The sequence below is a fragment of the Peristeroidobacter agariperforans genome (assembly GCF_004138335.1).
In the GTDB taxonomy this organism is placed as follows: Bacteria; Pseudomonadota; Gammaproteobacteria; order Steroidobacterales; family Steroidobacteraceae; genus Steroidobacter; species Steroidobacter agariperforans.
Genome location: NZ_RYFW01000001.1, coordinates 2,388,540 through 2,403,028, shown reverse-complemented (window position 1 = coordinate 2,403,028; position 14,489 = coordinate 2,388,540). Strand labels below are relative to the sequence as shown.

13 protein-coding genes are annotated in these 14,489 nt (G+C 61.6%); 4 read left to right on the top strand and 9 right to left on the bottom strand.

The genetic code is table 11. The features are described 5' to 3' along the window. Positions 1–3: 3 nt before the first annotated feature. Both EK373_RS10495 and EK373_RS10490 read left to right on the top strand, forming a co-directional pair. The gene (locus EK373_RS10495) at positions 4–2,679 is read left to right on the top strand and encodes a serine/threonine-protein kinase (RefSeq protein WP_129642610.1); all 2,676 of its coding nucleotides are present in this window, start codon (positions 4–6) and stop codon (positions 2,677–2,679) included. 368 nt (positions 2,680–3,047) lie between these two features. After that, positions 3,048–3,620 (top strand): HNH endonuclease, encoded by a 573-nt coding sequence (locus tag EK373_RS10490; RefSeq protein ID WP_129642609.1) that lies wholly within the window; start codon positions 3,048–3,050, stop codon positions 3,618–3,620. A 38-nt stretch (positions 3,621–3,658) separates the two neighbouring features. Here EK373_RS10490 and EK373_RS10485 read toward each other — a convergent pair whose 3' ends face one another. Next, the gene (locus tag EK373_RS10485; RefSeq protein WP_129642608.1) at positions 3,659–4,441 is read right to left on the bottom strand and encodes a hypothetical protein; all 783 of its coding nucleotides are present in this window, start codon (positions 4,439–4,441) and stop codon (positions 3,659–3,661) included. A gap of 113 nt (positions 4,442–4,554) precedes the next feature. Here EK373_RS10485 and EK373_RS10480 point away from each other — a divergent pair, with 113 nt between their 5' ends. Next, entirely contained in the window at positions 4,555–4,827 is a 273-nt protein-coding gene (locus EK373_RS10480; RefSeq protein WP_129642607.1) for a hypothetical protein, read from the top strand. 48 nt (positions 4,828–4,875) lie between these two features. Beyond that, positions 4,876–5,343, top strand: a complete 468-nt coding sequence (locus tag EK373_RS10475) for a nitrate reductase associated protein (RefSeq protein ID WP_129642606.1) — start codon at positions 4,876–4,878, stop codon at positions 5,341–5,343. Positions 5,344–5,347: 4 nt separating this feature from the next. Here EK373_RS10475 and EK373_RS10470 read toward each other — a convergent pair whose 3' ends face one another. The 8 genes from EK373_RS10470 to EK373_RS10435 form a co-directional block, all read right to left on the bottom strand. Further along, positions 5,348–5,557, bottom strand: a complete 210-nt coding sequence (locus EK373_RS10470; RefSeq protein ID WP_129642605.1) for a formate dehydrogenase subunit delta — start codon at positions 5,555–5,557, stop codon at positions 5,348–5,350. 5 nt (positions 5,558–5,562) lie between these two features. Continuing rightward, entirely contained in the window at positions 5,563–6,393 is an 831-nt protein-coding gene (gene fdhD, locus EK373_RS10465; RefSeq protein WP_129642604.1) for a formate dehydrogenase accessory sulfurtransferase FdhD, read from the bottom strand. Then, the gene (fdhF, locus tag EK373_RS10460) at positions 6,386–9,268 is read right to left on the bottom strand and encodes a formate dehydrogenase subunit alpha (RefSeq protein WP_129642603.1); all 2,883 of its coding nucleotides are present in this window, start codon (positions 9,266–9,268) and stop codon (positions 6,386–6,388) included. Before fdhF ends, fdhD begins: the two co-directional genes overlap by 8 nt. Before the next feature lie 14 nt (positions 9,269–9,282). After that, entirely contained in the window at positions 9,283–10,824 is a 1,542-nt protein-coding gene (locus EK373_RS10455; RefSeq protein ID WP_129642602.1) for a formate dehydrogenase beta subunit, read from the bottom strand. Next, on the bottom strand, positions 10,821–11,312 hold the full coding sequence (locus tag EK373_RS10450) for a formate dehydrogenase subunit gamma (RefSeq protein WP_129642601.1): 492 nt from the start codon (positions 11,310–11,312) through the stop codon (positions 10,821–10,823). Before EK373_RS10450 ends, EK373_RS10455 begins: the two co-directional genes overlap by 4 nt. Before the next feature lie 67 nt (positions 11,313–11,379). After that, complete coding sequence (locus EK373_RS33655) at positions 11,380–11,568, bottom strand: hypothetical protein (RefSeq protein ID WP_232831064.1); 189 nt, start codon at positions 11,566–11,568, stop codon at positions 11,380–11,382. Between the two features lie 221 nt (positions 11,569–11,789). Then, positions 11,790–12,650, bottom strand: coding sequence for a class I SAM-dependent methyltransferase (locus tag EK373_RS10440; RefSeq protein ID WP_232831063.1), 861 nt, complete (start codon positions 12,648–12,650; stop codon positions 11,790–11,792). Between the two features lie 102 nt (positions 12,651–12,752). Continuing rightward, positions 12,753–14,207 carry a Gfo/Idh/MocA family protein gene (locus EK373_RS10435; RefSeq protein ID WP_129642599.1) on the bottom strand — a complete coding sequence of 485 codons (1,455 nt, stop codon included), beginning with the start codon at positions 14,205–14,207 and terminating at the stop codon, positions 12,753–12,755. Between the last annotated feature and the right edge of the window lie 282 nt (positions 14,208–14,489).

Below are 14,489 nucleotides of genomic sequence, written 5' to 3'. Positions count from 1 at the left end.
CGCATGAGTCTGCAAAGCGAGCGCGAGCTGTTCGAGGCCTGCGTCGATCTGCCCAAGACTGCAAGGGCGCAATGGCTCCACGAGCACTGCCCCGATGAAGCGAGCCGCGAGCGCATCACGCGTTTGTTAGAAGCCCACGACGCGGCTGAACGAGACAACGCACTGGAACGACGCGCCCATTCGCCAGCAGAGCGCGGCGAGCGGCGCATCGGCCCCTACAAATTGCTGGAGCGTGTCGGCGAAGGCGCGATGGGAGAGGTCTATCTCGCCGAACAAGTCACGCCCGTGGTCCGCCGCGTGGCGCTCAAAGTCATCAAGCCCGGCATGGACTCGCGCGAGGTGATTGCCCGCTTCGAAGTGGAGCGCCAGACGCTGGCGTTGATGAGCCATCCCAGCATCGCTCACATCATCGATGCCGGCACGACGGAATCGGGGCAGCCGTACTTCGCAATGGAATATGTCGCCGGCATCCCGCTCAATCGTTACTGCGACCAGCACCGGCTCAGTATCGATGCACGCCTGCAATTGTTCCTGCAGATCTGCGATGCCGTTCAGCACGCGCATCAGAAAGGCGTCATTCACCGTGACTTGAAGCCGAGCAATTTGCTGGTCAGCGAGCTGGATGGACGGCCAATGCCGAAGGTCATCGACTTCGGCATTGCGAAGGCGGTCACGCCGGGAACGCAGGCCAGCCGCGCTCACACCCGCATCGGGCATCTCATCGGCACACCGGAATATATGAGTCCGGAGCAGGCGCAGCTCTCGCCGCTCGATGTCGATACGCGCTCGGATGTTTATTCGCTCGGCGTAGTGCTCCACGAGCTGCTGACTGGCACGCTGCCGTTCAAGATCGCGAATCACGAATCGTCCCCCGCGCAGCTGGTGCACGAGCTGCTGACCTTCGATCCGCGAGCGCCGAGCACTCGAGTCAAGACCAGCTCGCAGGCGCTCGCCAATGCCGCGGAATATCGCCAGCTTACGACTCGGCAATTGTCGTTGCGCCTGCGAGGCGATCTCGATTGGATCGTGCTCAGAGCGTTGCAGAAGGACCGTAACAATCGCTACGGCTCGCCCGCGGAGCTTGCGGCAGACGTGCGCCGGCACCTGGCGAATGAGCCAGTTGTGGCCGGGCCGCCCTCCGTTGCGTATCGAATGCGCAAGTTCGCCGCGCGCCACAGTCTTGCGCTGGCACTGATCTCCGGTTTGTTCGTATCGCTGGCGGTGTTCGGCGTCATGATGGCCTACCAGGCGAAGGAAATTGCCCACCAGCGTGATGAAGCTCGCTATCAGGCCCAGCGCGCCGAGGCGTCGAATGAATTCATGAGCCTGATGCTGGAATCCGTCGGCCCCGAAGGGCGTGCGCTCACGCCCATCGAGCTGGTCGACACCGGCCTGGAGCTGCTCAACAAACAATACGGCGACGATCCACGCTTCGTTGCGCGCATGTTGCTGCAAATGGCCCGGCGCTACATGGACCTTCACAACACCAACAAGCAGCTCGAAGTGCTGCACCGGGCAGAAAACATCGCTCGCGATCTCAAGGATGACGAGCTTATCGCCGCCGTGCAGTGCGCAGCCGTCGTCACAGAGCTGGATGCCAACAACTATTCGGAGGCCGAGCGCCGGATGAAGCTCGCCCGCGAGGCGATGCAGCGGCTTGGTCATACACCGGTGACCACACGTGTCGATTGCTTGCGGGCTGAAGCGGACATCGCGCACATGCACCGCGACCGCGCCGGCGCGATCGCGAGCTTGAAAGAAGGAATAGCGCTGCTGGAGCGCGCCGATGACACACGCGGGCTGCGATACAACGGACTGCTCACCGACTTGGGCGGCATCTACTACAACACCGCCCGCTACAAAGAAGCCCTGGAGCTCAACATACTCACGAGCGACGCGCTCGATCGCAATGGCCGTGGCGGCACGCTGGCCAAGGCCACACTGATGATCAATCGCTCCTCGCTGTTGTATCGGCTCGGCGAGATCGAGAATGCCCGCAAGGTCGGCGAAGAGGCGATCCAACGCATCCGATCGTTGCGAGGGGCGCAGCCCATCCCCATCGCTTACGGGGTTTCTTTTGGCACGACGCTGCAACGGCTCGGCCGATGGGACCAGGCCTTGACGGTGCTCGAGGAAGCCAGCTCGCAGGCCAAGCTGCTCGACAGCGAATTCTTGAGAGCGAACGCCCAGCATCAGCTGGCCCGGGCGCTGATGGGCAGCAAACAATTCGAGACGGTCGAAGCAAAGCTCGCCGATGCGGAACGGATCTGGATGGCGAACGAGACCGGCAATCGCGACCGGCTCGGCGATCTGCTGCGCACTCGCGCGGAGCTGGCCATGGCTCGTGGCGACTACGACTCCGCTCGGCAATTCATCGATGCAGCGCTGAGCAAGCTCAGCTATGCCCCCGGCCAGGATCTTTCCCCTGGCGCGAGCGCGGCGCTGACCACTGCCAGCAAGATTTATCTGCAACTAGGCGACATCGACAAATCCGTCGCTTCCGCCAGGGAGGCCCTGGCCCTGGCCGAACGCGTCGCTCGCGATCCGACGGGCAGTGCCGATATCGGCGATGCCCTGCTGGCGCTGGGCCATGCCCAACAGGCACAACGAGATCCGGCCGCGACCGCAACCCTGGCCCGGGCAAATGAAACATTACGTAAATCTTTGGGCCGGTCCTGACAGATACAAAACAGTTGTGATCGAAATATTCCATTGCTAGACTCGCCGCCGGTTTGAACTTTCGTCAACCACCGAATTCATGCACCTGAGACACGGCAAAGCCCTCGAAAACACGCAACGCGCTTTGAATCGCGGCGTGTTCGGCTGCCCATGGCATTCAGGTAGCAAGTAACGTCTTCAGGGCTCCTGCCCCGAAGGCGCTAGCCGGACGGGACACCAGGAGCCAAGCCGCACGAGACCTCTCTCGGCGCCGGCCAACCTCCTCCCAAGTGCCTCGACCGCGAGGTTTTTGTTTCAAGTACGCACGAGCGTGAGGCTAACCCTCGACTCGCGCATTTGTTTCGACCGCCGGACCAGGAGGAGCAACGATGAGTCCGCACATTCTCGCGCTTGACATCGCCGGCGCTCCGCACCGGTGGGTAAGCGTTCGCCAGGCCGCGCATTACTACGCGACCGACATGATCGCGTGGGCCGCCGGCCAGCACGAGTTCGTGCTCCACGGCGGCATGCAACGTGTCACGGGCCTGCAGTCGATGATTCGCGCCAGCTCGATCATTGCGATCAAGGGCCGGGACTTCATGGTCCGGCACTTCGATGTGGTGCCGACCTTGAACAAGGACATGCTGCTCGCTCGCGACCGATACACCTGCGCGTACTGCGCTCAGCGGTTTCGCGCCGACCAGCTCGATCTCGAGCACATCGTGCCGAGGTCCAAGGGTGGCGCGGACTCGTGGACGAACCTGGTCGCTGCCTGCAAGGCGTGCAATCACCGCAAGGCGGATCGCACGCCCGAGGCGGCGGGCATGAAACTGCACTATGTGCCGTACGTTCCGAACCGATATGAGGCGTTCATTCTGAGCAATCGCAAGATTCTGGCCGACCAGATGGAGTTCCTGCTCCTCGGCGTGCCGCGCAATTCGCGAGTGCACTTGAACGCGTGAAGCATGGGCGGCTGGATATTTCCAGCCGCCCCTGTGCGCTATTGTTTGATCTGTCCGACGACAATATCGATATTCCAGCCATTCGGCTCCGCATACGAGACGACGCCGTTCTCGTGAAGACGCAGACGCGCGCGCGCATTCACCCCTGGATACCTCGCGGCTGGCTGATAGTCCGTAAGGTAGGCCACACGGCGAATCAAATCGGGGTGTGACAGAAGCAGATCGGCGTGCCAGTCCCATGGCATCGCTGCGCCAATAGCAACCAGTGTCGCCCCCATCGCATGTAACCACGCACGGAAACCCAAGCGATGGGAGCGCTGGTCCGTATTGTTCGCGCGCCCCGAGGCGATCCATGGAAATGAGGAAAGCAGCGACATGATCATCGAAACCAGCAATAGCCCGACGCTCAGGCTCATTGCTCCCAGCGACAAAGTGAGAACCCACAGCGCGGGATATAGCTCCAGAGCAACAAAAGCCACCGCTATATCGAAGTCTTGCGGCGGCAGGCCGATCGCGACCGCCGTGAAGTGACGAGAGATAGGCACCGCAACAAGGAGGATCGTGGCGTGCAAAGCGACGATGGCATACCTCCGCACAGGGTATTTCCAAAGCGCCCGTAGCTTGGGCACCACCCACGTCAGAAAGGCAGTCGCGAACGATGCCGCAGATATACACAGCGCCACGTTGCCAATCTGCAGCGCGGCTACGCCGCTCATAAAGATCGGTACACACGAGACAATCATGCTAATGACCGCGACTGCGTATAAGCAGTTGGTCAGGCTCAAAGCCTTGGATTCTTCCTCTCGAAACATCTGCGCCATGGATCCCTCGCGACCCGCCCTTCCCACCGGAAGAATTTCATAGTTGTGGAGCAATGGTAAATATATGACTTGCTTCTCATACAAGGAGCCGCCCCGCCCGCCATCCTCTCGCCATGCGTGGGATCGGACTCATCGCAGGCGTGCTCTATCTGATGCTGTCCATGGCAGCAGCGGCCGCCGACCTTGCCGAGGAGCAAATCCGAAAAGCCCTGATACAGCAAAGCATCGCCGCGTATCCGGGCAGTTGCCCCTGTCCTTACAACGTAGACCGGGCAGGCCGGCAGTGCGGACGGCGGAGCGCTTACAGCAAGCAAGGGGGTTATAGCCCGCTGTGCTATCCCGCCGATGTCACGCCGGAGATGGTCGCTCGCTATCGCAACCGGTAATGAGCGCAGGGACCTCCCATCTACCCCCGCGGGTGTAGAATGAGCCCCATGAGCACCTCCTCCCAAATCTTCCAGTTCGAAAAGGATTTTGCCGGCGCGCTGTACTGCATACCCATGGCCGTGCGGCGCAAGCTCGATTTGTGCGGCGTCAAGGTGTCGTTGAAGCAGTGGAATCGTTTCGCACTCGATGAGCGTGAGCAGATGGTTGCGCAGAGCTGCGAGACGGCGGGCGAGATCGACGATTACGGCCGCTATGTCATGAACGTGATCGAGCGGAGAACGGCCGAGCCGGCGCAGCTGCTCGAAAGAGACAATGGCGCGCAATGGAATGACACGAGCAGCGTGCCTCAGCGCGTCGTGGATTATTCGATCGAGCGTGACGTGACTCCGCCGACGCCCGCGCAATGGGCGAAGCTGAGTCCATTACAGCGCTTCGCCATTTTCAAACTGACGCGTCCCGGTCACACCAACGAGAACTTCGTGCCGGCGATGCGTGAGTTCGGCTTGATTCAGTAGCAACTCAAGCCTTGGCCGCCGTTTGCTCAGCGAGCTGCTGAACGGCGGTTCGAACCGGCCCTTCGAGATCCATCCCGCCGGTGTCGTTGTAGTAGCCAATGATCCGCGAGCGCATTCGCGGATCCCAGAATTTCTGGATGTGCTGGCGAATGCTCGCGGCCGCGACGCCCTGGTCCTGCTCGCTTGCGAAGAAGGCGCCGATGTCATTGGCCATGCGAACTAAGTAGTCGATGTGCATAGGAGTCGCGAAGGATGGGCGTAAACCACATGTTGGTGCTCACGCGCGAAACCAATCAATGTCAGCCCTGCAGCCTCCGCCATGCGAATAGCAAACGCCGTAGGCGCTGACACAGCGGCGAGCAGCGTGCCGCCGACGGTGACGGCCTTCTGCACCATTTCATAACTCGCGCGGCTCGTCACCACGAAGTATCCATAGCTGAAGTCACCACCCGCGCGGATCACCGCACCGATGACTTTATCCAACGCGTTGTGCCGGCCGACATCTTCGCGCACCAGTTTGATGCCCGACTCCGGCAGCACCCAGGCAGCCGCGTGAACACTGCCGGTGCGCAAGTTGATCTCCTGACGATCTCGCAGATCCCGCAAGGCGTCGTGGAGCGATCGCGCATCCACCTTCACTCCGCCCTGCACCGGTGCCGGCTGGCGAATCGCGTCTTCCACCGTTTGCGCACCACACAGACCACAGCCGGTGCGACCGGTCATATTCCGTTGTCGCCGCAGCAGTTCGGACAGCTTCGATGCGGTGATGCCGATGCGCACTTCCAAAGTCCCGTCATCTCGCGTCGACGCCTCGACCGATACGATCTCTTTGGGCGAATCGACGATGTTCTCGCTCAACGTAAATCCAACCGCGAGATCTTCCAGGTTCGCCGGCGTCGCAAGCATCACCACGTGCGGGACGCCGTTGAACACCAGCGCGACCGGCAATTCTTCGGCGACGTGATCGGCAACGCGCTCGACATCGCCATCGCGCCAGCGATGCACCGTGACTTCACAGCTCGTCGCCGGCGTGGAACTGCGCTCAAGCATGCACGCCAGCTCTCCGCCGAATGCGCGTGTTGCGCTCGGTCAGCTCGCGATAGCGCTTCTGCCATTCCGAGGGCTGATTGACCTTCACGACCTGCACTGCCGTCACCTTGTACTCGGGACAGTTCGTTGCCCAATCGGAATTGTCGGTGGTCACGACGTTCGCGCCGGACTCCGGGAAATGGAACGTCGTATAGACGACGCCTGGCTGCACGCGATCGGTCACCTCGGCACGCAACACCGTCTCGCCGGCCCGGCTGGCGATGCCCACCCAATCCCCGTCGAGAATGCCGCGCACATCGGCATCGTGCGGATGGATCTCCAACCGATCTTCGTCGTGCCACACGACGTTGTGAGTACGCCGTGTCTGCGCACCCACATTGTATTGAGTGAGAATCCGCCCGGTCGTCAGCAGCAACGGGAAGCGACTCGTCGACTTCTCGCGGGTCGGCACGTAGTCCGTCACCCAGAACTTGCCCTTGCCCCGCACGAACTGACCGATGTGCATCGTCGGCGTGCCGGCCGGCGCCGCCTCGTTGCACGGCCACTGGATGCTGCCGAGCTTGTCGAGCTTCTGGTAGTTCACACCGGTAAAGGTCGGTGTGAGCAGGGCGATCTCGTCCATGATTTGCGACGGATGCGTGTAGTCCATGGGATAGCCGAGCGCTTTCGAGAGCAGCACCGTAACTTCCCAATCCTCATAGCCGCCGAGCGGCTGCATGACCTTGCGCACGCGCCCGATGCGCCGCTCCGCGTTCGTGAACGTGCCGTTCTTCTCCAGGAACGACGAGCCGGGGAAGAACACGTGCGCGAACTTCGCGGTCTCGTTCAAGAACAGATCCTGCACGACGACACATTCCATCGCGCTCAGCGCCGAAGTGACATGCGTCGTATTCGGATCGGATTGCGCGATGTCCTCGCCCTGAATGTAAACAGCGCGGAAGCTGCCATCGAGCGCCGCTTCGAACATGTTGGGAATGCGCAGCCCCGGCTCGGACTGCAGCGGCACTCCCCACTGCGCTTCGAACGTCGCACGCACGGCGTCATCGGACACATGCCGATAACCGCTGAACTCGTGCGGGAACGAGCCCATGTCGCACGAGCCCTGCACATTGTTCTGACCGCGCAGCGGATTCACACCGACACCAACGCGACCGAGGTTTCCGGTCGCCATCGCAAGGTTCGCGATGGCCATGACCATCGTCGTTCCCTGGCTGTGCTCGGTGACGCCCAGGCCGTAGTAGATCGCGCCATTCGGTGCAGAGCCATACATCCGGGCGGCGCCGCGAACTGCCATCGCAGGCACGCCGGTGACGGCTTCCATCGCCTCTGGCGAATTCTTCGGATCGCTGACGAACGCCTTCCACTTCTCCCAGGACTCGGCTTCGCAGCGATCGGTGATGTACTCGCCGTGAGCCAGGCCCTCGGTCACGATCACGTGCGCAATCGAGTTCATCAGCGCGACGTTCGTGCCCGGCTTCAACTGCAGGTGATAGTCCGCCTCGATGTGCGGGCTGCGCACGAGCTTGATTTGCCGGGGATCTATGATGATCAACTTCGCACCCTGCCGCAGCCGGCGCTTCATCTGCGAAGCAAATACCGGGTGACCTTCGGTGGGATTCGCGCCGATCAGCATGATCACGTCGGTGAACATCACTGAGTCGAACTCCTGCGTGCCGGCCGATTCGCCCAACGTGTTCTTCAGGCCGTAGCCCGTGGGTGAGTGGCACACACGGGCGCAGGTGTCGACGTTGTTGTTGCCGAACGCCGCACGCACCAGCTTCTGCACCAGGAATGTTTCCTCGTTGGTGCAGCGAGAGGAGGTGATGCCGCCCACGGAGTCCGGGCCGTACTGCGCCTGGATGCGTTTGAACTCGGACGCCGCGTAGCTGATGGCTTCGTCCCAGCTCACTTCGCGCCACGGATCGGTGATCTTGCTACGGATCATCGGCTTCGTAATGCGATCCGCGTGCGTGGCGTAACCATAAGCGAACCGTCCCTTCACGCAAGCGTGGCCATGGTTCGCATGACCGTCTCGATACGGCACCATGCGAATGACCTGCTCACCCTTCATCTCGGCCTTGAACGTACAGCCGACACCACAGTACGCGCACGTCGTTGCAACCGCACTCTCGGCTTTGCCGAGTGCAAGCACCGATTTTTCAGTGAGCGCCGTCGTCGGGCACGCTTCGACACAAGCGCCGCAGGACACGCATTCGGACTCCAGGAACGACTCCGACTGACTTGCGGAGACTTTGGATCCGAACCCGCGGCCTTCGATGGTCAGCGCGAACGTTCCTTGAACCTCATCGCAGGCGCGCACGCAGCGAGAGCAGACGATGCAGGCGTCCTGGTTGAAGACGAAGTAAGGATTGCTGTCGTCCTTCTCCGAGTGCTGATGATTGCAGCCCGCGGGCACGCCATCGACCGCCGGCAATGCATAGCGCGATTCGGTGACGCCCGCCGCCGCGGCCATTTCGTGCAGCTCGCAGCGGTTATTGCTGGAACGGCACTCGGCCTCGGACGGGTGATCCGATAGGTATAACTCCAGCACATTGTTCCGCAGCTGGCCAAGCTTCTCGCTTTGGGTGCGGATCTTCATGCCATCCGCCACCGTCGTCGTGCACGATGCCGGATAACCTTTGCGACCTTCGATCTCGACCAGGCACAAGCGGCACGAGCCGAAGGCTTTCAGCGAGCTCGTCGCGCACAGTTTTGGAATTTGATTTCCGAGCAGCGACGCCGCGCGCATGATGGACGTGCCATCGGGCACGGTCACGGTGAAGCCGTCGATCTCGACGGTCACTTGTTTTACCGCCCCATCGGCGGGGCGCGGCACGGCCGGTGTGCCTGGATCTATGTAATCGAGTGCGTGCATGGCTTGAACTCCGGCTACTGCACAGTCTTGCGAAAGTCTTCGGGAAAATATTTGAGCGCGCTCTGCACCGGGAATGGCGTCATCCCGCCCAGGCCACACAGCGAGCCGTGCAACATGGTGTCGCACAGCTCTTCGACCAGCTGCAAATTGCGTTCGCGATCGACGTTGGCGAGCACGCGATCCATCAACTCCACGCCTCGCGTCGAGCCGATACGGCACGGCGTGCACTTGCCGCACGATTCCTTCGCGCAGAACTCCATCGCATAACGCGCCATGCCGGCCATATCGACCGTGTCATCGAACACCACGACGCCGCCATGACCGAGCAACGCGCCGATGGCGCTCAGCGCTTCGTAGTCAATCGCCGTATCGAATTGCGAGGCTGGAATGTACGCGCCGAGCGGCCCACCCACTTGCACGGCCCGAATCTCGCGCCCTGAGGCGGAGCCGACGCCGTAGTCATAAATCAGCTCACGCAGCGTGAGACCGAACGCCCGCTCGAACAAACCGCCATGTTTGATGTTGCCCGCGAGCTGTAATGGAATCGTGCCGCGCGACTTGCCGGTACCGAAATCTTTGTAGAAGTCGGCGCCCTTCGCGAGGATGACCGGCACCGAGGCCAGCGATATCACGTTGTTGACGATGGTCGGCCGGCCAAACAGCCCTTTGATCGCCGGCAACGGCGGCCGCACACGAACCTCGCCGCGCTTGCCTTCGAGGCTTTCGAGCATCGAGGTCTCTTCGCCGCAAATGTAGGCGCCGGCGCCCAGCCGCACCTCCAACTCGAACTGCTTGCCACTGCCGAGAATATTGCCACCCAGATAACCGGCGGCGCGAGCGGAAGCGATCGCTTCGTCCAACGCCCGATGCGCATGCGGGTACTCGGCACGTAGATATATGTAACCCTGCGTGGCGCCGACTGCGATCCCCGCGATGGTCATGCCTTCGATGAGCGTGAGCGGATCGCCTTCCATCAGCATGCGATCGGCGAAGGTGCCCGAGTCGCCTTCATCGGCATTGCAGGTCACATATTTTTGCTGAGGTGGCTGGTCGAGCACCGTCTTCCACTTGATGCCGGTCGGAAACGCGGCGCCACCGCGGCCACGCAGGCCGGACTGAGTAACGGCATCGACGATTTCTGATGGCGACAGAGCGAGCGCGCGCTTCAACCCGGCATAACCACCGTGCGCAACGTAGTCCTCGACGGAAACTGGATCGATGACACCGACGCGTGCGAATGTCAGCCGCTGCTGGCTCTTCAGCTCCTTGATCTCATCGGTGAGCCCGAGGTGCAGCCGATGCGGCTTGCCGTCCAGAAAGCCTGCATCGAACAGGCTCGAAACATCTTGCACGGTTACCGGACCGTATGCATGACGGCCTTCGGCACTAGCAACTTCGATCAACGGCTCCAGCCAGAACAAACCGCGCGAGCCATTGCGGACCAGCTGGACGCGCAGTCCGCGGCGCTGAGCCTCGCGATCGATTGCGGCAGCTACTCGGCCCGCGCCGAGCGACAACGCGGTTGCATCTCGGGGAACGTAGACTTTGATATTCATGACAACGGTGCGATCAGCGCGTCGAATGAATCTGGTGTGACACGGCCGTGCAGCTCGCCGTCGATCATCACGGCCGGACTGCAGGCACAGTTCCCCAGGCAATACACAGGCTCGAGCGTGTAGCGGCCGTCGGCAGTCGTGCCGTGCAGCTCGACGCCGAGCTTGCGTTGCACATGTTCCGTCAGCTTCTCACAGTGCATGGAGCGGCAAGCCTCCGCCTGGCACACCTGAATGACGTGCCGGCCAATCGGCGCTTGCCGGAAGTGATGATAGAAAGTAACGACGCCATGTACGTCGGCCCGAGACAGATTCAATACTTCGGCGATGAGAGGAATGGCTGCAGGTGGCACATATCCGAGGCGATGCTGAACCTCGTGCAACACCTGCAGTAGCGGCCCGGGCCGGCCTTGGTACGTCGCCAACGCGGCCTCGACCTGTTCGCGTGACAGGTCGTCCAGCGGATCGCGGAGCGCCCGATCTGCACTCATATCATCACCCCCCACCAGCCTTCGGCGAGTGTGACACCGTTGTGCAGAATCGACCACCGCAGCCGCGTCATTCGAGCGGCGCGCTGGCTGAATCGTGCGAATGAGCGCGGTTACTATCGATACCGGGCCATTGGGACCGGCCCTCATCCTGGTACAGGAATGCCAGCTCGTTGGCATCGAACGATTCGAAGAATTCGTCCGAGGAGATCCGCTCGAGCGACTGCTGGCCGGAGAAGCCGGGAAAATCAATACGCAAGATGCCCGGATCCTGCTTACTGCCGGTGCTTTTCACATGGGCAGGACAGCCGCCGTGCTTCTCGACCCAATGGCGCGGATGGTCTCGTGATCGACGGTAGCTTCAGCGGATGCCATGACTGCACTCCTTCGAAACATTGCGTCTCGGTAACGCATCGCCTTCGAGTGAGATCCATGCCCATGAAATCGCGACGGGGTAGCCCCGATAAGTAGGCCCCTTCGTTACAGGCCGGATCCGCGCCCGGCTTTGCTCGCCAGCACGCCATCGCCGTGGAGTTTGGTTTTGAGACCGCTGCGCTTCAGGCGAGTGGCCACTTCGGTGGGCACGTCGCGGCCGGTCGTGAGTTTGTTCGGCGCGCCGGTGTAATGAAACATTCGCCCGCCACGTTTCAACACTCGCGCGAGCTGATCGTAGAACGATTGTGAGTACAGCTCGCCGGCGATACCAAAGCGCGGCGGGTCGTGCAGGATGGCATCGAACGACGCGTCCGGCAGCTCGGCGATCTTTTCCGAAACATCGCCTTGAGTCAGCGAGAGCGCGCCGCACGTTTGCGGCGACCAGGGATTCAGACTGCGCAGCCAGATGACATCGGGATTCTTTTCGAACGACACAATGCGCGCCGCGCCACCTTCCAGACACCAGGCCGCGAAGTAACCCAAGCCGCCGCAGGTATCGAGCACCACTTTGCCGCGAGGCTCGATCAAAGCAACCTTCGCTTGCGCATCCTGATAGGGCGACAGTCGCTCACTTACTAGCATTTTGATGCCGTCGATCTCGAAGGTGGGCGTGCCCCACTCGGTCGGCACCAGCTTGATGAGCGATGAGCTGTAGCGAGATACCGGCGCGAACTCGCCGTCTCTCCAGTAATAAACCGTGCGCTCCTTGCACTTCTCCAGATACGGATAGCGCTGCCCCTGCCAGGTCCAGCCGGAGTCGTCGAGCGCCACTGTCGTCGTCGTGCGATCCAGATCCAGCGAGCACGACAGCTCGGCAACACCCGCGCGTCGCGCCTTCTGCAGCTGGTCGTGAACCTTCAACGTCAGCAGCGGCCCCGGCGTTCGTCTCTCAATCGATTCGGTCATGCACGCCATGATACCGAGCCGGCCGCGCCTGCGCCGTAAAACGCCAGCGGTGTCTGCAGAGAGCGCCCGCACCTGAGCGCGAACGCCCCCTGCCCCTTTTCGCTACGGCATCTTTACTTTCATCGGCATCGGCAGCGATGCCGTGCGGCTCGGCATCGGCGCACGATCCGGCGGCGCCAGCCCCGTCACCAACTGATCGATGCGCACCGACTGACCCGTCTTGAAACATTGGTTGGCTGCGGCGCCCACGAGCATGGAGTAAGCGCCGCCGCGCTCGTCCGATGCACGCTTGTACTTATCGGCCGGCGCATCGCCGAATATCTCAGTCAGCATCACGTCATCGCCGCCGCCGTGACCGCCCGTTCCGGTCCAAGGCTCGATCTCACGCGGCGCGCCTCGCAAGGGAATGATCCGCGTCGTCACGCCATCATCCTTGATCTTTCCCTGCGTCTCGTCGGCGCCGGCGACGCCCGCCTGCTCGACGATCGAATGCTCGATACGGCCCTTCGTGCCGTTGAACGCGATGTGATAACCCTCCCAGGAGTTGAACGCATTCAGCGAATAACTCAGCGTCGTGCCTGTGTCGTAGCGAACCACGACGTTCATCGTGTCTTCGATGTTGATTTCAGGCCGCCACACGCACTGGTCACGGAAATAGCCGTCGTGCTGCTCATTGTCCAGGTACAGCGCCTTCAGCCCGGGATCGGCGGCGAGGTCGAAATAGAACGTGCAGGCAGCCTTCTCGGGACAGGTCCGGCAGCGCTCATGCGGGCCTTTCAGTCCCATGCGCTTGGCCATCTCGGGCGTATAGAACTCGCGCTTGCCAACCGCGACGACCGATTCCGGTTGCGCCCCGAGCCACCAGTTCACCAGATCGAAATGATGCGTCGCCTTGTGAATCATCAGGCCACCGGAAATGGCTTTATTGCTGTGCCAGCGGCGGAAGTAGTCAGCACCGTGCACGGTGTTCAACAACCAATGGAAGTCGACCGAGAGAACCTCGCCGATCTCGCCGCTCATCAGCATGTCCTTGATCTGCGTGCGCGGCGGGGAATACCGGTAATTGAAAGTCACACGCACGTGCCGGCCGTTGCGTTTGCAGGCATCCAGAATGGTCTGCGCCTTCTCGGGCGTCGTGGTCATCGGCTTCTCGGTGATCACATCGCACCCGGCATCCAACGCACGCACGATGTAATCGTTGTGAGTCGCGTCCGGGGTCGTGACGATCACGGTCTGCGGCTTGGTTTCGCGAATCATGCGATCGAAATCCGCCGCGCTGTAGGCCTTGGGCTTGCTCGCGCCGGTCGCGGCAATCGTCTTCACCGCCAGGGCTGCCCGGCCCGCATTGTTATCGCTCACTCCTACGAGTTCGTTGGAGTCACGAAATTTACCGGTGATCGCGTGCGTATACATGCGTGAGCGCGAGCCCACTCCGACCACGGCGAAACGCTTTCTGGGCGCAGCGGCGTAAGCGGTGCTCGCCAAACCGAGCGCCACAGCGCCGGCCGACTTGAGCACGGTGCGTCGATCGAGGCCGACAGGATCTTGGTCATTCATGCATGAAACCCCTGGAAAATAAGTATTTTGTCGCGGTCCACGCGCGCCGCGCCGGAACTCCAGCGAGCACTCTTGCAGAAATATTTGTCTGCGTAATGCATTCGCCTGAATCGATTGTCGCCGACCGGGACGGAGTCATGAGCGCTGTGACCGGCCTCTAGCCAACTTCAATCAACTATGATAATTCTCGCTCATTGCCGGTCACGACGGCAAGCAATGATAGCGGTAACTCGCAAGGGGACGAACACACACGGCTGGCACCGGCTAGCAATCATCAAAACG

Excerpts from the sequence above, each read along its gene's own strand:
- EK373_RS10495 (WP_129642610.1), top strand. The coding sequence starts at position 4 with ATGAGTCTGCAAAGCGAGCGCGAGCTGTTCGAGGCCTGCGTCGATCTG.
- EK373_RS10490 (WP_129642609.1), top strand. The coding sequence starts at position 3,048 with ATGAGTCCGCACATTCTCGCGCTTGACATCGCCGGCGCTCCGCACCGG.
- EK373_RS10485 (WP_129642608.1), bottom strand. The coding sequence starts at position 4,441 with ATGGCGCAGATGTTTCGAGAGGAAGAATCCAAGGCTTTGAGCCTGACC.
- EK373_RS10480 (WP_129642607.1), top strand. The coding sequence starts at position 4,555 with ATGCGTGGGATCGGACTCATCGCAGGCGTGCTCTATCTGATGCTGTCC.
- EK373_RS10475 (WP_129642606.1), top strand. The coding sequence starts at position 4,876 with ATGAGCACCTCCTCCCAAATCTTCCAGTTCGAAAAGGATTTTGCCGGC.
- EK373_RS10470 (WP_129642605.1), bottom strand. The coding sequence starts at position 5,557 with ATGGCCAATGACATCGGCGCCTTCTTCGCAAGCGAGCAGGACCAGGGC.
- fdhD (WP_129642604.1), bottom strand. The coding sequence starts at position 6,393 with ATGCTTGAGCGCAGTTCCACGCCGGCGACGAGCTGTGAAGTCACGGTG.
- fdhF (WP_129642603.1), bottom strand. The coding sequence starts at position 9,268 with ATGCACGCACTCGATTACATAGATCCAGGCACACCGGCCGTGCCGCGC.
- EK373_RS10455 (WP_129642602.1), bottom strand. The coding sequence starts at position 10,824 with ATGAATATCAAAGTCTACGTTCCCCGAGATGCAACCGCGTTGTCGCTC.
- EK373_RS10450 (WP_129642601.1), bottom strand. The coding sequence starts at position 11,312 with ATGAGTGCAGATCGGGCGCTCCGCGATCCGCTGGACGACCTGTCACGC.
- EK373_RS10440 (WP_232831063.1), bottom strand. The coding sequence starts at position 12,650 with ATGACCGAATCGATTGAGAGACGAACGCCGGGGCCGCTGCTGACGTTG.
- EK373_RS10435 (WP_129642599.1), bottom strand. The coding sequence starts at position 14,207 with ATGAATGACCAAGATCCTGTCGGCCTCGATCGACGCACCGTGCTCAAG.